Origin of the sequence: Enterobacter cloacae complex sp. P47BA, from assembly GCF_014930485.1 — a bacterium.
Classification (GTDB): Bacteria; Pseudomonadota; Gammaproteobacteria; order Enterobacterales; family Enterobacteriaceae; genus Enterobacter; species Enterobacter bugandensis.
Genome location: NZ_JADBRF010000007.1, coordinates 58,122 through 78,401, shown reverse-complemented (window position 1 = coordinate 78,401; position 20,280 = coordinate 58,122). Strand labels below are relative to the sequence as shown.

General features: G+C 56.4%; 13 protein-coding genes. 6 read left to right on the top strand and 7 right to left on the bottom strand.

Going from position 1 to position 20,280, the window contains the following annotated elements:
- Window positions 1-3: 3 nt before the first annotated feature.
- Both ssuC and ssuB read left to right on the top strand, forming a co-directional pair.
- A complete protein-coding gene (gene ssuC / locus IM299_RS09280) occupies window positions 4-795 on the top strand; it encodes an aliphatic sulfonate ABC transporter permease SsuC (RefSeq protein ID WP_028012588.1) in 792 nt (263 codons plus the stop codon).
- On the top strand, window positions 792-1,562 hold the full coding sequence (gene ssuB, locus IM299_RS09275) for an aliphatic sulfonates ABC transporter ATP-binding protein (RefSeq protein WP_041910612.1): 771 nt from the start codon (window positions 792-794) through the stop codon (window positions 1,560-1,562). The genes ssuC and ssuB overlap by 4 nt, the downstream gene beginning before the upstream one ends.
- A gap of 88 nt (window positions 1,563-1,650) precedes the next feature.
- On the opposite strand, the gene pepN is transcribed toward ssuB, so the two are convergent.
- Window positions 1,651-4,263 (bottom strand): aminopeptidase N, encoded by a 2,613-nt coding sequence (gene pepN / locus IM299_RS09270; RefSeq protein ID WP_193357374.1) that lies wholly within the window; start codon window positions 4,261-4,263, stop codon window positions 1,651-1,653.
- A 254-nt stretch (window positions 4,264-4,517) separates the two neighbouring features.
- Here pepN and pncB point away from each other — a divergent pair, with 254 nt between their 5' ends.
- The 4 genes from pncB to aspC all read left to right on the top strand — a co-directional run bounded on the left by pncB (window position 4,518) and on the right by aspC (window position 10,375).
- Entirely contained in the window at window positions 4,518-5,720 is a 1,203-nt protein-coding gene (gene pncB / locus IM299_RS09265; RefSeq protein WP_045630030.1) for a nicotinate phosphoribosyltransferase, read from the top strand.
- A gap of 167 nt (window positions 5,721-5,887) precedes the next feature.
- Complete coding sequence (gene asnS, locus IM299_RS09260; protein ID WP_028012584.1) at window positions 5,888-7,288, top strand: asparagine--tRNA ligase; 1,401 nt, start codon at window positions 5,888-5,890, stop codon at window positions 7,286-7,288.
- Between the two features lie 605 nt (window positions 7,289-7,893).
- Window positions 7,894-9,000: a porin gene (locus IM299_RS09255; RefSeq protein ID WP_041910616.1), complete on the top strand. Its 1,107-nt coding sequence runs from the start codon at window positions 7,894-7,896 to the stop codon at window positions 8,998-9,000.
- Between the two features lie 184 nt (window positions 9,001-9,184).
- Window positions 9,185-10,375, top strand: coding sequence for an aspartate transaminase (gene aspC, locus IM299_RS09250; RefSeq protein ID WP_008499949.1), 1,191 nt, complete (start codon window positions 9,185-9,187; stop codon window positions 10,373-10,375).
- A gap of 48 nt (window positions 10,376-10,423) precedes the next feature.
- Here the strand turns inward: aspC and IM299_RS09245 are convergent, their stop codons facing one another.
- The 6 genes from IM299_RS09245 to mukF all read right to left on the bottom strand — a co-directional run bounded on the left by IM299_RS09245 (window position 10,424) and on the right by mukF (window position 20,278).
- Entirely contained in the window at window positions 10,424-11,071 is a 648-nt protein-coding gene (locus IM299_RS09245; RefSeq protein ID WP_028012581.1) for an MBL fold metallo-hydrolase, read from the bottom strand.
- Window positions 11,072-11,091: 20 nt separating this feature from the next.
- The gene (locus tag IM299_RS09240) at window positions 11,092-11,643 is read right to left on the bottom strand and encodes a YcbK family protein (protein ID WP_193357373.1); all 552 of its coding nucleotides are present in this window, start codon (window positions 11,641-11,643) and stop codon (window positions 11,092-11,094) included.
- Between the two features lie 174 nt (window positions 11,644-11,817).
- On the bottom strand, window positions 11,818-13,641 hold the full coding sequence (ldtD, locus tag IM299_RS09235; RefSeq protein WP_193357372.1) for a L,D-transpeptidase: 1,824 nt from the start codon (window positions 13,639-13,641) through the stop codon (window positions 11,818-11,820).
- A 178-nt stretch (window positions 13,642-13,819) separates the two neighbouring features.
- Window positions 13,820-18,271 (bottom strand): chromosome partition protein MukB, encoded by a 4,452-nt coding sequence (gene mukB, locus IM299_RS09230; protein ID WP_193357371.1) that lies wholly within the window; start codon window positions 18,269-18,271, stop codon window positions 13,820-13,822.
- On the bottom strand, window positions 18,271-18,975 hold the full coding sequence (gene mukE, locus IM299_RS09225; RefSeq protein ID WP_008499954.1) for a chromosome partition protein MukE: 705 nt from the start codon (window positions 18,973-18,975) through the stop codon (window positions 18,271-18,273). The genes mukB and mukE overlap by 1 nt, the downstream gene beginning before the upstream one ends.
- On the bottom strand, window positions 18,956-20,278 hold the full coding sequence (mukF, locus tag IM299_RS09220; protein WP_041910621.1) for a chromosome partition protein MukF: 1,323 nt from the start codon (window positions 20,276-20,278) through the stop codon (window positions 18,956-18,958). Before mukF ends, mukE begins: the two co-directional genes overlap by 20 nt.
- Between the last annotated feature and the right edge of the window lie 2 nt (window positions 20,279-20,280).

The following is a 20,280-nucleotide window of genomic DNA, read 5'->3' as shown; positions in this document are numbered from 1 at the left end:
ACCATGTCTGCCACCTCACAAAAATGGCTGCTGCGCGCCGCCCCGTGGTTTTTGCCCGTCGGCATCGTGGCGCTCTGGCAGCTCGCGTCGACCACCGGCTGGCTGTCGAGCCGCATTTTGCCCTCTCCGGAGGGCGTTATCGAAGCGTTCTGGTCGCTGAGCGTCAGCGGAGAGCTGTGGCAACATCTGGCGATCAGCTCCTGGCGCGCGGTGATTGGGTTTTCCATCGGCGGCAGCATCGGTCTGGTGCTGGGTCTGATCAGCGGCCTTTCACGCTGGGGGGAAAGGCTGCTGGATACCTCCATCCAGATGCTGCGCAACGTGCCGCATCTGGCGCTGATCCCGCTGGTCATTTTGTGGTTTGGGATCGATGAGAGCGCCAAAATCTTCCTCGTGGCGCTGGGCACGCTGTTCCCGATATACATCAACACCTGGCACGGCATCCGCAATATCGATCGCGGTCTGGTGGAGATGGCACGCAGCTACGGCTTATCGGGTTTTTCCCTCTTTGCTCACGTGATTCTGCCGGGCGCCCTGCCCTCCATTATGGTCGGGGTGCGCTTTGCGCTCGGCCTGATGTGGCTGACGCTGATTGTGGCGGAAACCATCTCAGCCAACTCCGGTATTGGCTACCTGGCGATGAACGCCCGCGAATTCCTGCAAACGGACGTGGTGGTGGTCGCCATCATTCTGTATGCACTGCTCGGCAAACTCGCCGACGTCAGCGCACAGTGGCTGGAGCGCAGCTGGCTGCGCTGGAACCCGGCCTATACCCTTCAGGAGGCGAAAGCATGAATACCGCACGACTAAATCAGGGCACGCCGCTGCTGCTGAACGGCGTAACCAAACGCTACGGCGAAAACACCATTCTTAACGGGCTGGATCTGCACATTCCCGCCGGCCAGTTTGTGGCTGTAGTCGGGCGCAGCGGCGGCGGAAAAAGCACACTCCTGCGTCTTTTAGCCGGGCTGGAAGCCCCCAACGGAGGAGAGATTCTGGCAGGAACCACGCCGCTGGCCAATATTCAGGACGATACGCGCATGATGTTTCAGGATGCGCGCCTGCTGCCGTGGAAAACGGTGATTGATAACGTCGGGCTGGGGCTCAAAGGCAACTGGCGGGATGAAGCCCGTCAGGCGCTGGCCGCCGTCGGGCTGGAAAACCGTGCAGGTGAATGGCCTGCGGCGCTGTCGGGCGGCCAGAAGCAGCGCGTGGCGCTGGCGCGAGCGTTGATACACCGTCCCGGCCTGCTGCTGCTTGATGAGCCGCTCGGCGCTCTTGATGCCCTGACGCGGATAGAAATGCAGGATCTGATTGAATCCCTCTGGCAGGCGCACGGCTTTACGGTACTGCTGGTGACGCATGACGTGAGCGAAGCCGTGGCGATGGCGGACCGGGTATTGCTTATAGAAAACGGGAAAATCGGTTTGGATCTGACGGTGGACATCCCGCGCCCTCGTCGCGTGGGCTCGGCGAGACTGGCGGAGCTGGAAGCCGAAGTGCTGGATCGGGTGATGAAACGTGGGGAAGCGGAGATTCAGCGGATAAAGGCCAATGCCTGATGCCCTCTCCCACAGGGAAAGGGAGAAAACCGATGCCCCGCGCCCCCACGTAGGCCCGGTAAGCGTAGCGCCACCGGGCTTTTTTACATCAGGCCAGCGCCTTAGCAATCTTCTCGTACAGATCGCCAGACAGATTTTCCAGCCCTTTCAGCTGCTCAAGCGCGGCGCGCATTTTCGCCTGACGCTGCGCATCATAGCGTTTCAGGCGGATCAGCGGCTCAATCAGACGTGATGCAACCTGCGGGTTACGGCTGTTCAGCTCGGTCAGCATTTCCACCATAAACTGGTATCCGCTGCCGTCTTCGGCGTGGAACGCGGCCGGGTTACTGCTGGCAAATGCGCCAATCAGCGAGCGAACGCGGTTCGGGTTGCTCATGGTGAACGAACGGTGCTTCAGCAGGCTGCGAACCTTACTAAGCGCATCGGCCGCCGGGCTGGTCGCCTGCAGAATAAACCACTTGTCCATCACCAGGCCATCCTGGTGCCACTTGTCGTCATATTCCTGCATCAGCGCATCGCGGCACGGCAGTTCAGCGGCAACGCTTGCCGCCAGGGCCGCGAGCGCATCAGTCATGTTATCCGCTTCGTGATACTGCTTGCTCACCAGCGTGTTCGCCAGTTCGGCCTCACCAAACGCAAGATAGCGCAGGCAGGTATTGCGCAGGCTACGCTTGCCGATATCCGCATGCTCCACGCGATACGCGTCAAGCTTGTTAGCGTTGTAGAGCGCCAGGAATTCATCCGCCAGTTCGGTCGCCAGCGTGCGGGTCAGCGCTTCGCGCACCGCCACGATGGCAATCGGGTCGATGATGTCGAACAGCTCCGCAATTTCAGTCGCGGACGGCAGCGTCAGAATTTCAGCCGCCAGCGCCGGGTCAATCTTCTCGTCCAGCATGATGGCGCGGAACGCGTCTGCCACATGCACCGGCAGCGTCAGCGGCTGGCCCTGCTGGTAGCGGTTCACGTTAAGCTTGATGTAGGTTGCCAGCAGGCTCTGCGCCGCGTCCCAGCGGGAGAAATCGTTGCGGGCGTGACGCATCAGGAACGTCAGCTGCTGGTCGCTCCACTTGTACTCCAGCTTCACCGGCGCGGAGAACTCGCACAGCAGCGCAGGCACCGGCTGGAAGTAGACGTTATCGAAGATAAAGGTCTGCTCTGCCTGGGTCACGTTCAGCACGTGGTGCACCGGGTGGCCGCCCTTCTGCAGCGGGATGACGTTGCCTTCGTTGTCGTACAGCTCAATGCTGAACGGAATGTGCAGCGGATATTTTTCTTCCTGCTCGGCGGTTGGCGGCGTGCGCTGGCTGATGGTCAGAGTGTACTGCTCGGTTTCCGGGTTGTAGTCGTCCTTAACGGTGACAATCGGGGTCCCGGCCTGGCTGTACCAGCGGCGGAAGTGAGAAAGATCAACGTTGGACGCGTCTTCCATCGCCTGCACGAAGTCGTCGCAGGTAGCCGCGCTGCCGTCGTGACGTTCGAAGTAAAGCTGCATCCCTTTCTGGAAATTCTCTTCACCCAGCAGGGTGTGGATCATGCGGATAATTTCAGCGCCCTTCTCGTACACCGTCAGGGTGTAAAAGTTATTCATCTCAATGACTTTATCCGGACGGATCGGGTGCGCCATTGGGCTGGCATCTTCCGCAAACTGCAGGCCGCGCATGGTGCGCACGTTGTTGATGCGGTTGACCGCCCGCGAGCCCAGATCGGAGCTGAACTCCTGATCGCGGAAGACGGTCAGCCCCTCTTTCAGGCTCAGCTGGAACCAGTCGCGGCAGGTGACGCGGTTACCGGTCCAGTTATGGAAATACTCGTGGCCGATAACGCGTTCGATATCGAGGTAGTCTTTATCGGTGGCGGTATCGGTACGCGCCAGCACGTACTTGGAGTTAAAGATGTTAAGGCCTTTATTCTCCATCGCGCCCATGTTGAAGAAGTCGACGGCGACGATCATATAGATGTCGAGATCGTATTCGAGGCCGAAACGCTCTTCATCCCACTTCATGGAGTTAATGAGTGAAGTCATCGCCCACGGCGCGCGATCAAGGTTGCCGCGATCAACGAACAGCTCCAGCGCCACTTCGCGGCCAGAGCGGGTTTTGAAGGTATCGCGCAGCACGTCGAAATCACCCGCCACCAGCGCAAACAGGTAGCACGGTTTCGGGAACGGATCCTGCCACTGCACCCAGTGACGGCCATTTTCCAGCTCGCCCTCACCCACGCGGTTACCGTTGGAGAGCAGGAACGGATAGAGGGTTTTATCGGCAATGATTTTGGTGGTAAAGCGCGCCAGCACGTCCGGGCGGTCCAGGTACCAGGTAATGTGGCGGAAACCTTCGGCTTCACACTGGGTACACAGGGCCACGCCTGACTGGTAGAGCCCTTCCAGCGCAGTGTTGGCGGCAGGGCTGATTTCATTCACGATGCGCAGCGTAAAGCGTTCCGGCAGGTTGTCGATGACCAGCTGGTTGCCTTCTTCTTTATAATCTGACCAGGCTTCATCGTTAATGTGCAGGGAGACCAGCGTCAGGTCTTCGCCATCCAGACGCAGCGGTACGGCAGTCGCGCTGTGGCGCGTCACCTGGCTTACCGCCGTCACAACAGTTTTTGTGGCATCCAGGTCAAAAGTCAGGTCGATATCGCTAATCAGGTATTCCGGCGCACGGTAGTCGTGGCGGTATTTGGCTTGTGGCTGTTGTGTCATAGAAAACCTTATGCATCGTTTGTCGAGTAACGTTTCAATATATTCCTGTTGCGTAAAACGCGCTATGCAGAATGTTCATCTTTTCAGGCTTAAACACCTTTTTCGCTACATTTGTATAACACGGGGCACGAAATGCTCTCGACCATAAAGTGTGCTTATGTTGTGATCGGGGTTCAATAAATCACTAAACAAGGTATACTCCGGAGTTGTTTATTGTACTAAACGCTCCCGTGAGAGGATGCTACAGCGCACCTATGACTCAATTCGCTTCTCCGGTTCTGCATACGTTGCTGGATACCGACGCGTATAAACTGCATATGCAGCAAGCCGTTTTCCACCATTACTATGACGTTCACGTCGCGGCGGAATTCCGCTGCCGTGGTGACGACTTGCTCGGTATCTACGCAGACTCCATTCGTGAACAGGTCGATGCGATGCAGCATCTGGCGCTCACCGATGACGAATATCAGTGGCTTTCTGGCCTGCCTTTCTTTAAAGCGGACTATCTGAACTGGCTGCGCGACTTCCGCTATAAGCCTGAACAGGTCACCGTGACCAACGAGAACGGCAAGCTGGATATTCGTCTTGAAGGTCCGTGGCGGGAAGTGATCATGTGGGAAGTGCCGCTTCTGGCCGTCATCAGCGAGCTGGCTCACCGCTACCGTTCGCCTGAAACGGGCGTCGAACAGGCGGTCGCCTCGCTGGAGAACAAACTTGAGGCATTCTCAACGCTGACCGAAGGGCTGGATATGTCCCGCTTCCGCCTGATGGATTTCGGCACCCGTCGCCGCTTCTCTCGCGAGGTTCAGCAAGCTATCGTTGAACGGTTGCAGCAGGAGCCGTGGTTCGTGGGTACCAGCAACTACGATTTGGCGCGTCGCCTCAACCTGACGCCAATGGGCACCCAGGCGCACGAGTGGTTCCAGGCGCATCAGCAAATTAGCCCGGACCTGGCTAACAGCCAGCGTGCGGCGCTGGCTGCGTGGCTTGAAGAGTACCCGAATCAACTCGGGATCGCCCTGACCGACTGTATTACGATGGATGCCTTCCTGCGCGACTTTGGTCCCGAGTTCGCTGAGCGTTACCAGGGGTTACGCCACGACTCAGGGGATCCGGTTGAATGGGGCGAAAAGGCGATTGCTCATTACCAAAAACTCGGCATTGACCCGATGAGCAAGGTGCTGGTCTTCTCCGATAATCTCGACCTGGCAAAAGCCGTCGAACTGTATCGTCATTTCAATGCCAGAATTAATCTGGGCTTCGGGATCGGTACCCGATTGACCTGCGACATTCCTCAGGTAAAACCTCTGAATATCGTGATAAAGCTGGTGGAATGTAACGGCAAGCCGGTGGCTAAGCTCTCTGACAGCCCGGGTAAAACCATCTGCCATGACAAAGCGTTTGTTCGCGCATTGCGCAAAGCGTTCGATCTCCCCCAGATCAAAAAAGCCAGTTAAGCGCTTACGGGAGCCTTCATGGCTCCCTTCCCTTATTTATTTCTCAATTCTTCTCTTTTGACTGCGAAATTTACTTGTCTGATAGCGGTTGGCAGGTAACATAGATATCCCCCCGTCTTGGGGTGGACAAGTGTTTATTTTTTCCGACTATTAACAGAGAGAATATTATGAGCGTTGTGCCTGTAGCCGACGTACTCCAGGGCCGTGTCGCCGTTGACCAGGAGGTCACCGTGCGCGGATGGGTGCGTACTCGCCGAGATTCTAAAGCTGGCATCTCCTTCCTTGCCGTCTATGACGGTTCCTGCTTTGATCCTGTACAGGCCGTCATTAATAATTCTCTGCCCAATTACAATGATGACGTTCTGCGCCTGACGACGGGTTGTTCCGTTATCGTCACCGGTGTGGTTGTGGCATCCCCGGGCCAGGGCCAGAGTTTCGAGATCCAGGCCTCTGCCATTGAAGTGACCGGCTGGGTTGAAGATCCGGACACCTACCCGATGGCGGCAAAACGTCACAGCATTGAATACCTGCGTGAAGTCGCACACCTGCGTCCGCGTACCAACCTGATTGGTGCGGTGGCTCGCGTGCGTCATACGCTGGCCCAGGCGCTGCATCGCTTCTTCGATGAGCAGGGGTATTTCTGGGTGTCTACCCCGCTGATCACCGCGTCCGATACGGAAGGCGCAGGCGAAATGTTCCGCGTCTCGACGCTGGACATGGAAAACCTGCCGCGCACGCCGGAAGGTAAAGTCGACTACGACAAAGACTTCTTTGGTAAAGAAGCCTTCCTGACGGTATCCGGCCAGCTCAACGGCGAAACCTACGCCTGTGCGCTGTCTAAGATCTATACCTTCGGCCCAACCTTCCGCGCCGAAAACTCCAACACCAGCCGCCACCTGGCGGAGTTCTGGATGCTGGAGCCGGAAGTGGCGTTTGCCGATCTGAATGACGTTGCAGGTCTCGCAGAAGCGATGCTGAAGTACGTCTTCAAAGCGGTGCTGGAAGAGCGTCCTGACGACATGAAGTTCTTCGCCGAACGCGTAGATAGCGATGCTGTAGCGCGTCTGGAGCGTTTCGTCTCTGCCGACTTTGCGCAGGTGGACTATACCGATGCGGTAGCGATCCTTGAGAAATGCGGTGAGAAGTTTGAGAACCCGGTTTACTGGGGCGTCGATCTGGCGTCTGAGCACGAACGCTATCTCGCCGAGAAACATTTCAAAGCGCCGGTTGTCGTTAAAAACTACCCGAAAGACATTAAGGCCTTCTATATGCGCCTTAACGAAGACGGGAAAACCGTGGCAGCGATGGACGTACTGGCGCCGGGCATCGGTGAAATCATTGGTGGTTCTCAGCGTGAAGAGCGTCTGGACGTGCTTGACGCGCGCATGGCAGAGATGGGGCTCAACCCTGCGGACTACAGCTGGTATCGCGACCTGCGCCGTTATGGCACCGTTCCGCACGCTGGGTTCGGTCTGGGCTTCGAGCGTCTGATCGCCTACGTTACCGGCGTTCAGAACGTGCGTGACGTAATTCCGTTCCCGCGTACACCACGCAACGCCAGCTTCTAAGCAACGCAACAGACAATGGCCAGCATTTGCTGGCCATTATTTTATTCTGCCCTGTCAGTTTTTGTCAGCGTAAAGTCAGCGTTTTTAAACCACTACCCCGTCACAACCGCTACCTGTTACGTTTTGTTTCCGCGAAATATCCAGCCACAAAAAATTAACCTCATTCTTATTGCGATTACTACATCCTGAAGTAATAGCACAAATTTCAACCAATTTTTCAGCCATCCAGAAGTCTTTATTGGGTCATAAGAAAAAACGAGTCGTTTAACATTCGTTTATAGGAATTGCCTTTATCCAAATTAAACATAAGGAATTCATATATATAGAAAACAAACCGATGCTTAATTCGCCAGGGGGTTCTGAAATTTGAGATGGTTCACAAAGTTCCCAAAAATACACATTTAGTTACACATATTTTCTTTCTGTAACTCAATCTTGAGAATTGTAGCACTTTCAGGCTAGCGAAACGCTTCGGTGAATGGAAAGATGCCTGTCAGATACATAAAGACACCAAACTCTCATCAATAGTTCCGGAAATATTTATTGACAGAATTTATTGACGGCAGTGGCGAGTGTCATAAAAAAACCAATGAGGGTAATAAATAATGATGAAGCGCAATATTCTGGCAGTGGTAATCCCTGCCCTGCTGGTAGCCGGTGCAGCTAACGCTGCAGAAATCTATAACAAGAACGGCAACAAACTGGACTTCTACGGTAAAGTTAACGCCGAGCACGATTTCGTGACCTCCGGCGATGACACTAACAATAACGACGCTACCTACGCGCAGATCGGTTTCAAAGGCGAAACTCAGATCAACGACCAGCTGACCGGTTACGGCCAGTGGGAATACCGCTTCATGGCTAACCAGGCTGAGAACACCGCTCAGTCTAACAAAAACCGTCTGGCCTTTGCTGGTCTGAAAGCGGGCGACGCTGGCAGCATCGACTACGGTCGTAACTACGGTATCGTATACGACGTTGAGTCATACACCGATATGGCGCCGTCCTTCTCCGGTATGACCTGGGGCGGTAACTACGTTGATAACTTTATGACCAGCCGCAGCACCGGCCTGCTGACCTACCGTAACAGCGATTTCTTCGGTCTGGTTGACGGTCTGAGCCTGGGCGTACAGTACCAGGGTAAAAACGACCGTGCTGACGTTAAAACCTCTAACGGTGACGGCGTAGGTTACTCCCTGGGTTACGACTTCGGCGAAGGCTTCGGTGCAATCGCATCTTACAGCAACGCTAACCGTACTCTGAACCAGAAAGCTGATGGCCAGGGTGATAAAGCTGAAGCATGGGGCGTGGGTCTGAAATACGACGCTAACAACCTCTACCTGGCAACTACCTATGCAGAAACCCGTAACACCACCCGTACCGGTTCTAGCGGTGATGCAGGTTTTGCTAACAAAACTCAGAACTTCGAAGTGGTTGCTCAGTACCAGTTCGACTTCGGCCTGCGTCCAGCAATCTCCTACGTGCAGACCAAAGGTAAAGACCTGGCTGCCGTCGGCGGCTTCAGCGGTGGCGATGCAGACCTGGCTAAATTCATCCAGGTTGGTACCACTTACTACTTCAACAAAAACTTCAACGTGTGGGCTGACTACTACATCAACCTGCTGGATAAAGACACCGACTACGCGAAAGCTGTTGGCGGTCTGAACGGCAACGACGATATGGCTGCTGTGGGTGTAACCTACCAGTTCTAATCAGAACACCACTTTGTTATATGCATAATGAACAGGGCTTCGGCCCTGTTTTTTTATGCCTGACAGAAAATAATGGCGACTTTTGAAAAGCCGCACGCTTTTCGTCGCAAACGGTTGGCATTTTGTAAATCTCCCGTTAACCTGATAGCGGATTTCACTTCTGTAATCACAATGGAACTTCGTCATGTTTGAGAACATTACCGCCGCTCCTGCCGACCCTATTCTGGGCCTGGCCGATCTGTTTCGTGCCGACGACCGCCCTGGCAAAATCAACCTGGGTATTGGTGTATATAAAGATGAAACCGGCAAAACTCCGGTACTGACCAGCGTTAAGAAAGCTGAGCAGTATCTGCTGGAAAATGAAACCACCAAAAACTACCTCGGTATTGATGGTATCCCTGAATTTGGTCGCTGCACCCAGGAGCTGCTGTTCGGTAAAGGCAGCGCAATTGTGAGTGACAAACGTGCGCGCACGGCGCAAACCCCTGGCGGTACCGGCGCGCTGCGCGTGGCGGCGGATTTCCTTGCGAAAAACACCTCTGTGAAGCGCGTATGGGTGAGCAATCCAAGCTGGCCGAACCATAAGAGCGTCTTTAACTCTGCCGGCCTGGAAGTGCGTGAATATGCTTACTACGACGCGGCCAATCACTCTCTGGACTTTGACGGCCTGCTGGCAAGCCTGAGCGAAGCGCAGGCGGGTGACGTGGTGCTGTTCCACGGCTGCTGCCACAACCCAACCGGTATCGATCCAACGCTTGAGCAGTGGGAACACCTGGCAAAGCTCTCCGTTGAGAAAGGCTGGCTGCCGCTGTTTGACTTTGCTTACCAGGGCTTCGCCCGCGGTCTGGAAGAAGATGCTGAAGGCCTGCGCGCGTTCGCAGCCGTGCATCAGGAGCTGATCGTTGCAAGCTCCTACTCCAAGAACTTTGGTCTGTACAATGAGCGTGTAGGCGCCTGTACGCTGGTTGCGGCTAACGATGAGACTGTCGATCGCGCGTTTAGCCAGATGAAATCCGTTATCCGCGCAAACTACTCTAACCCGCCGGCACACGGTGCGTCTGTTGTTGCGACCATTCTGAGCAACGATGCGCTGCGCGCGATTTGGGAACAAGAGCTGAACGATATGCGTCAGCGTATCCAGCGCATGCGCCTGCTGTTTGTGAACACCCTGGCTGAGAAAGGCGCTGACCGCGACTTCAGCTTCATCATCAAACAGAACGGTATGTTCTCGTTCAGCGGCCTGACCAAAGAGCAGGTTCTGCGTCTGCGTGAAGAGTTTGGCGTATACGCCGTAGCCTCTGGCCGCGTAAACGTTGCAGGCATGACCCCTGACAACATGGCACCACTGTGCGAAGCGATTGTCGCCGTCCTGTAATTTGCGCCCACAAAAAAGCCTGCGTTAAGCAGGCTTTTTTTATGCCGGTTACCAGACAGGCATTTCATCCTGAAGGAACGGGTTATGGAGCCGTTCATAGCCCAGCGTCGACATCGGACCGTGTCCAGGGATAAACGTTACGTCATCACCCAGCGGCAATAACTTCTGTTTGATCGACTGAATCAGCTGCCCGTGATCGCCGCGCGGAAAATCGCTGCGTCCTACGCCCCCTTTGAAAATCACATCGCCGGAAATCAGCAGACGGGACTGGTCGTCAAAGAAAACGATATGGCCTGGCGTATGCCCAGGACAATGCAACACCTGTAAAGTCACATTCCCTACGTTAACGCGCTCTCCTTCGTTCAGCCAGCGATCGGGCGTCAATGGCAGACACTCATCAAGGCCAAACATGCGGCTTTGGGCGGGTAACCCCTGCAGCCAGAACTCATCTTCTTTTTCCGGGCCAATAATCGGCACACCGTAGTGTTTAGCCAGTTCAGCTGCTGCGCCTACATGGTCGAGGTGACCATGCGTCAGTAAAATCTGCATCAGCGTCACGCCGCTGTCGGCAACGTCCTGCTTGATTTTCTCAGCGTCACCGCCGGGATCGACAAGCGCGGCCAGTTTGGTTTGCTCGCACCAGATTAATGAACAGTTCTGGGAGAACGCGGTAACCGGAATAATACGATAGTTCATACTGCTCCTGTGTTTCGTTATTACCAGTGCCGAACCGGCCCGGTATCAATATGCACAAAGTTGCTACGTGGGTAATATCCTACACCACCCGCGCGCATAGATAACGCGGCTTTGCGAATATTGGCTAACGAAACGCCTTCAATGTGGAAATCCATTGCCTGTCCCTTCGTGTGGTAGCTTTTTTTCGCTACCCCACGGCTATGGGCGCGCAGTTCATTGTTGGTATCAATTGAGCGATAACCAGAAATAAGCTGCACCGGCTTGCTGGTGCCCAGCAGGCCCTGAAGGCGGAAAAGCTGATCAAACAGTCTTGGGTCGATGGCTTTTACTTTATTCGCGCGGAAATCACGGAAAAAATGGTTGAGTCTTGCTAATTCATCCTGAATATAGCCTCTGCCATCGAAAAACTCCGCTTTTAGCGACTCACCGGTGTGAAGATTGCTGAGCGTTAAAACGCGCGGACGAGGTGTCGAGAGGGTGGCAAATGCTGGCGTCGGTAAGATGGCCGCTGCGCCAAGCGCAACACCACCTAACGCCAGCAGCTTGCGGCGATTAGCGTCAAATTTGTCCATGATAATCAGGTCTACAGGTCAATGAAATCGTAATATGCTTAGCGCACGAAGGGCACCTTAACTGGCAAAACAGGGTACGTCAAGGCGCCCAACCCCAGTGAATACGCGGCTTACAGCGATATTGGCCCCGATTCACCATAACTTACGACAATCATTTTTCCCGAACTACTTCATTTACCTGATTAATTGTTCCGCTTTTGGCAAAATTTGTGCGCCGGATCGCGCGGTGAGATCATAATTGTAAATATCTGTACGGTACTGCGTGCGACCGTCTTCACCCACAAACGCTGTCAGATAATAAAGATTAACCGGAATGTTGTGGCGAATATTCACGTAGCGCGTATCACCCTGCTTCAGGGCGTCAGAAATACGCGTATCGTTCCAGCCCGCATCCTGCAGCAGCATGTTGGCCAACTCCGAGGCTTTATTCACCCGCACGCAGCCTGAACTCAGTGCCCGGGTATCTTTCTGGAACAGATTGTGGTTCGGCGTATCGTGCAGATAGATAGCATCTGAACTTGGCATGTTGAATTTGTAGCGCCCCAGCGAGTTATGGGCTCCGGGAGCCTGCTGGAAGCGGAACGGCAGGTTGGAGGCCGTGATCGTCGACCAGTCGACCATGTAAGGATCGATCGCCTCTTTACTGTTCCAGCCACGCATGACCGTATAGCCGTGACGTTCCAGATAACCCGGATCGTTCCAGACCTTAGGCAGAATGTCCTTACGCGCCAGCGTCGGCGGCACGTTCCACGGCGGGTTAACCACCACGTTATTTAACGCGCTGCTCATCATCGGCGTTTTGCGATCCGGACGCCCGACAATCACGCGCGAGGCCAGCTTCTCGCTACCATCCTGATAATAAACCAGTGAATAGGCCGGGATATTGACCATAATGCCGGTAGACAGCGTGCCCGGCAGCAAACGCAAACGCTGAATATTAAGCGCCAGCACCCCGGCCCGCTGCGCAGGCGATACGTTAAGCCAGTCACGCGTTGAGGGTCCAATGACACCATCGGCTCCCAGCCCCTGAGCGGCCTGGAACTGTTTAACCGCGGCGACCAGCTCACGATCGTAAGCCTCGGGCTTATTGCTCAGGGTAGTGGCCTTGTTCTCTTTTACGGGCGCTGACGGGCTGACCACCGCGCTTTGCGGATCGTCGCCCGGCAGGGCAATGTTCGGCCCGCCATCAAGAATACCGGAGCGTTTAAGGATCTCGCGCAGGGCTGGCACATCGCTGCTCCACTGACCCGGACGCAGCGTTGCGGTCCCCCGCATTTGCGGCCATGGACGCGAGTCCCCCACCAGCGCGAGGAGCGACTGGTGCATCGTGGCATACTGTGGATGCGCCGGCGCGAGGCTGGCAATGAAGCGCGGCAGGTCGCCGTTATCCAGCGCTAATTGCCACTGGTTAATCACCGACAGGGCTGGCGTCGCCAGCTTATAGGGCCTATCGCTGTACAGCCAGCGGTTGCCATTGACCGGAATACCCGCCACAAACTGCAGGTAGCCCATCATGGCATCGGAAAGGACCACGTCCCGCGCCTGACCGGTGACGGCAGGATCGGTTAACAGCTCAACCCACTTCGTAAACTGCGGCTGGAATCCCGCAATCGCCACTTCCGCCAACTGTTGCTGGAAGGCACGCACGGCTTCACGATTTTCCCACATGGGTTTCATATCGCGGGCAGCATAAAGCAGCGTGAGCTGATTGATATAGGCAGGCGTGTAGCCTGAAGGCAGGCCTGTCTGGAGCTGCTGGCTGAGCGATTCAACGTCGATGCCTTCCGGCAGCGGCTTAATCCCGGCCATGATGGCCGTGGCCGTAGACTGTTCCAGCGGCTGAGACAATGACGTCGGCTGCGCGCCTGTCGTTGCGGTGCTGTCAGTCGGCACAATTTCAGGCTCGTCGGCCTGGGCGGTTAACAGTGGAGCAAACATCACTGCCAGACATAAACTCAGCGCTGACAGCTGACGACCACATTCTTTCTTTAGCAACATCCCTTGCCCCCTGTTTTCACGACATGCCCATCACGGTGGGGCTTTCTTTTATTATAGGTAGACGACAACTCTGTTGCCTTACCTTATGTAAAGAAGTTTAAAGATAACGCAGCCCTGAACACAAGTTAAGAGAATAAAAAAAGCGGCGCTTCTGCGCCGCTCTTTGTAACAAAACGCCTCAGGAAGCGTCTGCCGTGGTTTCCGGCAATGATTCCGGCGGCTGCGGCGCAAAGCCACGCAACCCGACAACGTGCACGTGTTCGCTGTTCTGGAACACTTTACGCACCAGCTTATACGTGGTGCCTTTTTCAGGGCTGATGTTTTCCGGTGCCGCAATGATGAGCTGCATATCGAGACGTTCGCAAAGCTCAAACAGCGTGGCAATCGAGCGGGCATCAAGACGCGCCGCTTCATCGAGGAACAGCAGTCGGCATGGGGAGATGTCTTTCCCGCGCAGGCGGCGCGCTTCATCTTCCCAGCTCTGCACCACCATCACCAGAATCGACATCCCGGTACCAATCGCTTCACCGGTCGACAGCGCTCCGGATTCCGCACGCAGCCAGCCGTCTGAACCACGGTTTACCTCAACTTCCATTTCCAGGTAGTTACGATAGTCCAGCAGCTCTTCACCGATGGTTTGCGGAGTACGCTGGCCCATATCAATCTGCGGATTCAGGCGCTGATACAGCTTCGCCAGCGCTTCGGAGAAGGTCAGACGGTTGCTGTTGAACAGATCCTGATGCTGCTCGTGCTGCTCAGAGAGCACTTCCAGCAGCGTCGCGTGGGCTTCCCGCACGTTGACGTTAAGACGCACGCTGTTGACCTGACCAAACGAGACGCTCTGCAGCCCCTGGTTCAGCTGGCGGATACGGTTCTGCTCGCGCTGAATGGTTTTGCGAATGATATTCGCCACGCTGCGGGAGCTGATCGCCAGCTTCTGCTCGCGGGAGGTCAGCTCTTCCGTCAGGCGGCCCAGCTCGATTTCCATCTGTTCGATGGCTTCGACCGGATCGTCGGTACGGATAATGTCCTGACGAATACGCTCGCGCAGGTGCTGATAAACCGCAACGAAGAACTGGATTTTACGTTCAGGACGTTTCGGATCCTCTGACATGCGCAGCACATCGCGCAGATGTTCGTTATCCGCCACCGCCAGACGCAGCGCACCCAGCGCCTTATCCGACATCGAACGCAGCTCATCGGCAGAAAGGTATGCCAGCTCGCGACGGTGCAGGCGACGTTCAACGTTGTTGTCTTTCACCATCCGCATCACGGCGCACCAGCCCGCTTTCGCCGTCACGACCTGCTCGCGCATTTCATGATAGTCGCGCTCCAGCTTGCGCAGGCGGCGGGTCAGGTTATCCATTTCCGCTTCGCAGAAGGTGAGCGCTTTTTCCAGCTGATTACGACGCGCGCGGTTATTGCTGAGCTGGCTATGCAGCTCATCACGACGAATGCGCGCGCGCTCTTCCGCCCCGCTGTCGGCACGAACGCCAATGTCCTGCAGCTCTTTCTGCAGGTCGTTTAACAGCTCTTTCTTGGTGTCGAAGGAGCTTTTCAGCGAAGCCAGCACCTGGTTGTACTGGTTCAGCTGAGCGGAGTGGCTGCGCATCGCTTCGCGAGCGCGGGTACGTTCCGCTTCCGCCTGCTCAAGGCGCTGGCGCAGTTTTTCATTCAGGTCGCTGTTACCGCTCAGCATTTCAGCCGAATCGGAGTAGCCGAAGTGCGCACGACGCTGCACCACTTCCGTCAGGGCAAACGCCTGCTGACGTGCTTCGCGCTGCACCTGCTGCGACCAGGCATAATCTTCTTTTAACTGCTCGAACTGTTCCGGGTCGCTCTGCAGTACAGACACGACGGGCTCCAGCTTCGCCAGCTGGTTGCCGTGCTGCTGCACGAAGCGCGCGGCTTCCTGGGCTTCATCCAGACGTTCCTGGATCTCATCCACGCGGTCGGCCAGCGTGTCATCCGCCAGCAGGTTCAGGCGCGGCAGAATGCGGTTAAGGGCAGCGACGCCCTCTTTCGCCTGTTCGAACTGGACGCGGCTCTGCTGGTTGTCACTTTCATGACTGGCAATCGCGCGCTCCAGCTCGCCACGGCGGGTGTTGAGCTTGCGGATTTCCGCTTCCGGGTCGGCTTCAAACGCCACGCCCAGATGGCTGCCGATAAAGCGGCTGAACGCCTGGTGCAGACGCTGGGTTTTCTGTACGTCAAACGACAGAGTGGCAAAGCGTTCAGACAGCGTTTCACGCTCGGCGTGGAGACTCTCGATGCGGCTTTCGCGCGCGGCGCGGCCAAACAGCGGCAGCTCCGGGAAGCGGGAGTAACGCCACTGGCGATCGGCGATTTTCACCACCACCGCTTTTTCCAGCTCGTCAACGCTGAAAACGCTGTCATCGAACGACTGCGGATCCCCTTCGATCAGATAGAGATCTTCCGGGCAATCTTCCAGCCCTGCGAGCTGCTCAGAAATCAGCGACAGATCCGGCACCACAATTGCGTTGCGGGATGGACCGTACAGCGCGGAGAAGTACGGCGCATCGTCCAGGCCAACGTCATCGTAAATCTCAGACAGCAGTACGCCGCCAAAACGCTCGGCTAAGGCGTTCAGACGCGGATCTTCTGACCCGCCCGGCTGGCTTAAGCGCTCGATTTCTTCATCGACGTCACGCTTGCGGGCACCCACTTCGTCACGTTCAACAATGGCTTCGCGCTCGCGCTCAAGCAGCTGTTGCAGGTATTCGGTCACTTCCTGGCTGGACTCGAACTGCTCGCCGCACTGTTCGCTGAGCTGGTTCAGGCTGCTTTGCGCTGCCAGCCAGACCGGCGCACGCAGCAGGAGCGCCTTCGAACGGGACTGAAGCTGCTCCAGCTCCTGACGCAGCGTCATACGCTGTTCGCTGGCATTTGATACGGTATCGGACAGGGCCGCAATACGCGCTTCCAGCTCCTGATGCAGGGCCTCAAGCTCGTCGAAATCGTAATGTTTACCCTGACGCTTGCAGAACTCGGCCAGCAGACGTTCGGCTTCCTGCTGCTCGCGCAGGCGCTGTTCCAGCTCGTTCAGGCGCATACGCAGCGGCTGCACCTGCTCGGCCAGATGGCGCTGGTTGACGCCGTCGCGCAGCAGTTCACGGGCTACGTCCCAGGCTTCGCTACGCGCCAGCGGGCCGTTAATGGCAACTACCAGCTGATAAGCCTGTTCAAACTGGCTGTGCGCCGTTTGCGCGACGCTCATTTTCTGTTCAAGCGAGAGCAGTTTCTCGGTGGCTTCCTGCTCTTTGGCCTGGAAGGTGTCCAGCCACTCGTCGGCACTTTCCGGCGTCAGGTCTGGCAGATGGCACAGCTCTTTCGCACGCTGTAGCGCCTGCAGCGCCTGGTTGTACTGGATCGCACGCGTCTGCTGCACGTCCAGCGCCTGCTGGTAGTCCGCAAGCTGGCTTTTCAGCTCGTCCACTTCCAGCTCGGCGGCTTCGGCGCGGGCTTCGTTCTCTTCCTGCATCTCGGCGGCTTCGGCCACCACTTCATTCTGCTCTTCGAGACGAATTTGCAGCTCATCGAGGTCCGCTTCGTAGCGTTCGATCTTTTCCTGCTGACGCAGCGCGGTCTGCACCAGGTTCAGGTGATCGCTGGCGGCCTGGTAGTCGGCTTCCAGGTCGCCTTCGGCACCGTTGTGCTCACCCAGCTCGCGCGCCATTTCGACGTGTTTGTACTGCTCGGCCACCAGCTGTTTACGGGAGGTAAACAGCTCGCGGCGATATTCTAATGCCTGATCGAGATGGACGCGGCGCTCGTTGGCGTGGCGCATATAGTCCGCCGCCACGTAGTTGGTCGCTTCGCTGATCAGATGTTTAAACAGGTCGCGGTCAGACTGGGTAACGCGAATCGCTTCCAGCGTCATGCGGTTTTCACGCAGTGCCGCCTCCATGTCCTGGAAGGCCTTACGCACGCCGCTGTTTTCCGGCAGCAGGTAGTCACGCAGGGAACGGGTAATGGCGCTGGAGATACCGCCGTACAGGGACGCTTCGATCAGACGGTAGTATTTACTACGGTCTGAAGCGGTGCGCAGACGGCGCGCCACCACGCCCAGATCGAACATCAGGGAGTGGTAGTCGGTAATGGAGTTGAACTGCTTAAACTGCACCCCTTCGATGGCTTCAAGCTTGTCCTTCAGCTCCTGCAGCGTCAGGACGCGCGCCTGGCGTTCATTCAGCGTTTCCGTCAGCAGCGCGGTCGGCTGTACGGAGGTTGGCAGCCCCTGAATGGCGAACGGTTTGATATCCACTTTACGGTCGCGGCCGGCAACCTGTTGCAGACGTACGCCCACCACCACGCGCTGATGACGGGAGTTGATGACGTCCAGCACGGAATAACAGACGCCCGCTTTCAGCTTACCGTGCAGGCCTTTATCGCGGGAGCCGCTTGTCGCGCCCGCTTCGGTGGTGTTACGGAAGTGAAGCAGCGTCAGGTCGGGGATCAGCGCCGTTACAAACGCCGCCATGGTGGTGGATTTACCCGCCCCGTTACCACCGGAGAGCGTCGTGACCAGCTCATCCAGATCGAAGGTTCGGGCAAAGAAGCCGTTCCAGTTAATCAGCGTTAGTGAGCGAAATTTACCGCGTTCAATCATTACTCTTCCTCCCCGCTATCCGGCAGATTCTCTTCATGCTCATCATTGAGCTGCAAATGGTTTTCCACCGGCATCGCTTCACCGTCGCGGATCATGCGAAGCTGCGCTTCACGCGCGTCATCGCCCGCACGTACGTCGGCGCCGAAGCGGAAGACCGATTCCGTGATGCGGAATTTGCTGCTGTCGTGGCCCATAAACCAGACCATCCCCAGACGGCGCAGACGGTTCAGGGAAGAGCGAACCTTTTCCTGTAATTTCTGACGGTCAAGATCCGACCCCGTCGAACGGTTATTCACCAGCTTAAGCAGCTTGCTCTCATCCGCCAGCGTCAGCAGTTCATCGTACAGCTCCTGCTGGGTGAAGATGCCTTCATTTGCCAGGCGTTCCGGGCTGAGGTAGAGATAGCAAAGAATTTTGCCAACCATCATGTCCAGCTCGGAGAGCACGGAGCGCGGGATCAGGGTCGTGGAACGCGGGCGCAGATAGAAAAAGCCTTCCGGCGCGCGGATAAGCTCCACGTTATAGCGGGCGTAAAACTCTTCCAGGTACTCCTGGAAGTCCATCAAAAAGGCGTGATTATCCAGCTCGTCCAGGCCAATGTGACGACCGGCACGCAGCTGGCTGTCCAGCGCCGGAAATAACGGATTCGCCAGCGCCTGTGCCAGCTTAACTGGCATCACTTGTTCAATATTTGTCAATGACATGCGCCTGTACCTTGGCTCCGTAATCGTTAATTGGCTGCCACTTCGGCGGCAGTCCGGTGAAGTCTGCTTGCGCGATACCCAGGCGCACCGCCTGGTCTACCACAATGCGGGCAACGTCGAAGTGGCGCGCGCGCGGATATTGCGCCAGATAGTCGCGCACCACGAGCCCAAGATCCAGCGGCGCTTGTCTGGTTTTGTAGACGGCGAGCTGTTCTTCGATCATCGCCGCAAGTTGCTCACGAATTTCGTTGAATTCTTCGTACTCCAGATCCGGCGGCAGTTCACCGGTGACCTCTTCATCGCGCAGCGCCATCTCTTCGTCGCGCATATCCAACAGACGATCGGCATTGGCATAGGTCAGCGCCCACGGTGCATCAAAGTAGGTCTGTACCGACTGACGAAGACGCTGAGCAAAGACGCGGTTTTTATCCATATCAATCGCGGTACGGATAAATTTATGCACGTGGCGGTCATAGCCGATCCACAGATCGATCGACTGCTGGCCCCAGCTGATAATGCGGTCAAGTTTGCTCTGCAGATCAAACACCAGACGGTCGATAAAATGCAGATCGTCGTGCGCCAGGGTCGCATCCTGGATGCGCAGCAGGTTGGCCTGCAGCTTGTCCCCTGCGGCCTCCAGCGTATCCTGCAGCTCACGCAACGTACCGGAGGTTTCTGACAATAAAAGTTCACAGCTGGAGATGGCCGCACGCCAGTCTTTGTTCAGCAGCTGCGCGATATCGTCTTTCACCTGCTGCTGCTGCTCGTCCATCAGACGCTGAGTGAGATCGATACTGTCGAAAATTTCGGCCACCGAGTATTTCAGCGGCGCGTAAACGTTGCGGTGCCAGTGGAATTCGTCACCGTTTTCATCGGCCGCGTCGGCGGCACGTTTAAGCTCACCCGCCACGATCGAGAGCTGCATGGAGAGACGCAGCGTGGAAAATTCGCGCTGGCGAATGTAGTAGTCGGTGATGCCGATGCCCAGCGGGGTCAGGCGATAGATGGCGTTTCCTTCCGCCTGCTCGCTGGTAAAGCGGTTCAGCAGACGTTGACGCACCATATCGTTGATTGCGTTATTGGCACGCACGCTAATGGTTTCGCTGGTTTGCTCAAACGCATCACTGACGTGGCGGAACGCATCCACCAGTTCACCCTCGCTCATTTCACCATCCAGCCGTTCGCCGTTCAGCGTGGCAACCGCCAGCAGGAAAGAGAGTCTGTCTACCGGCAGCGAGATGGAGAAATCGTTTTTCCTGGCCCAGGCAACCAGTTCTGGGACTGTCTGGGAAAATTCACTCATAG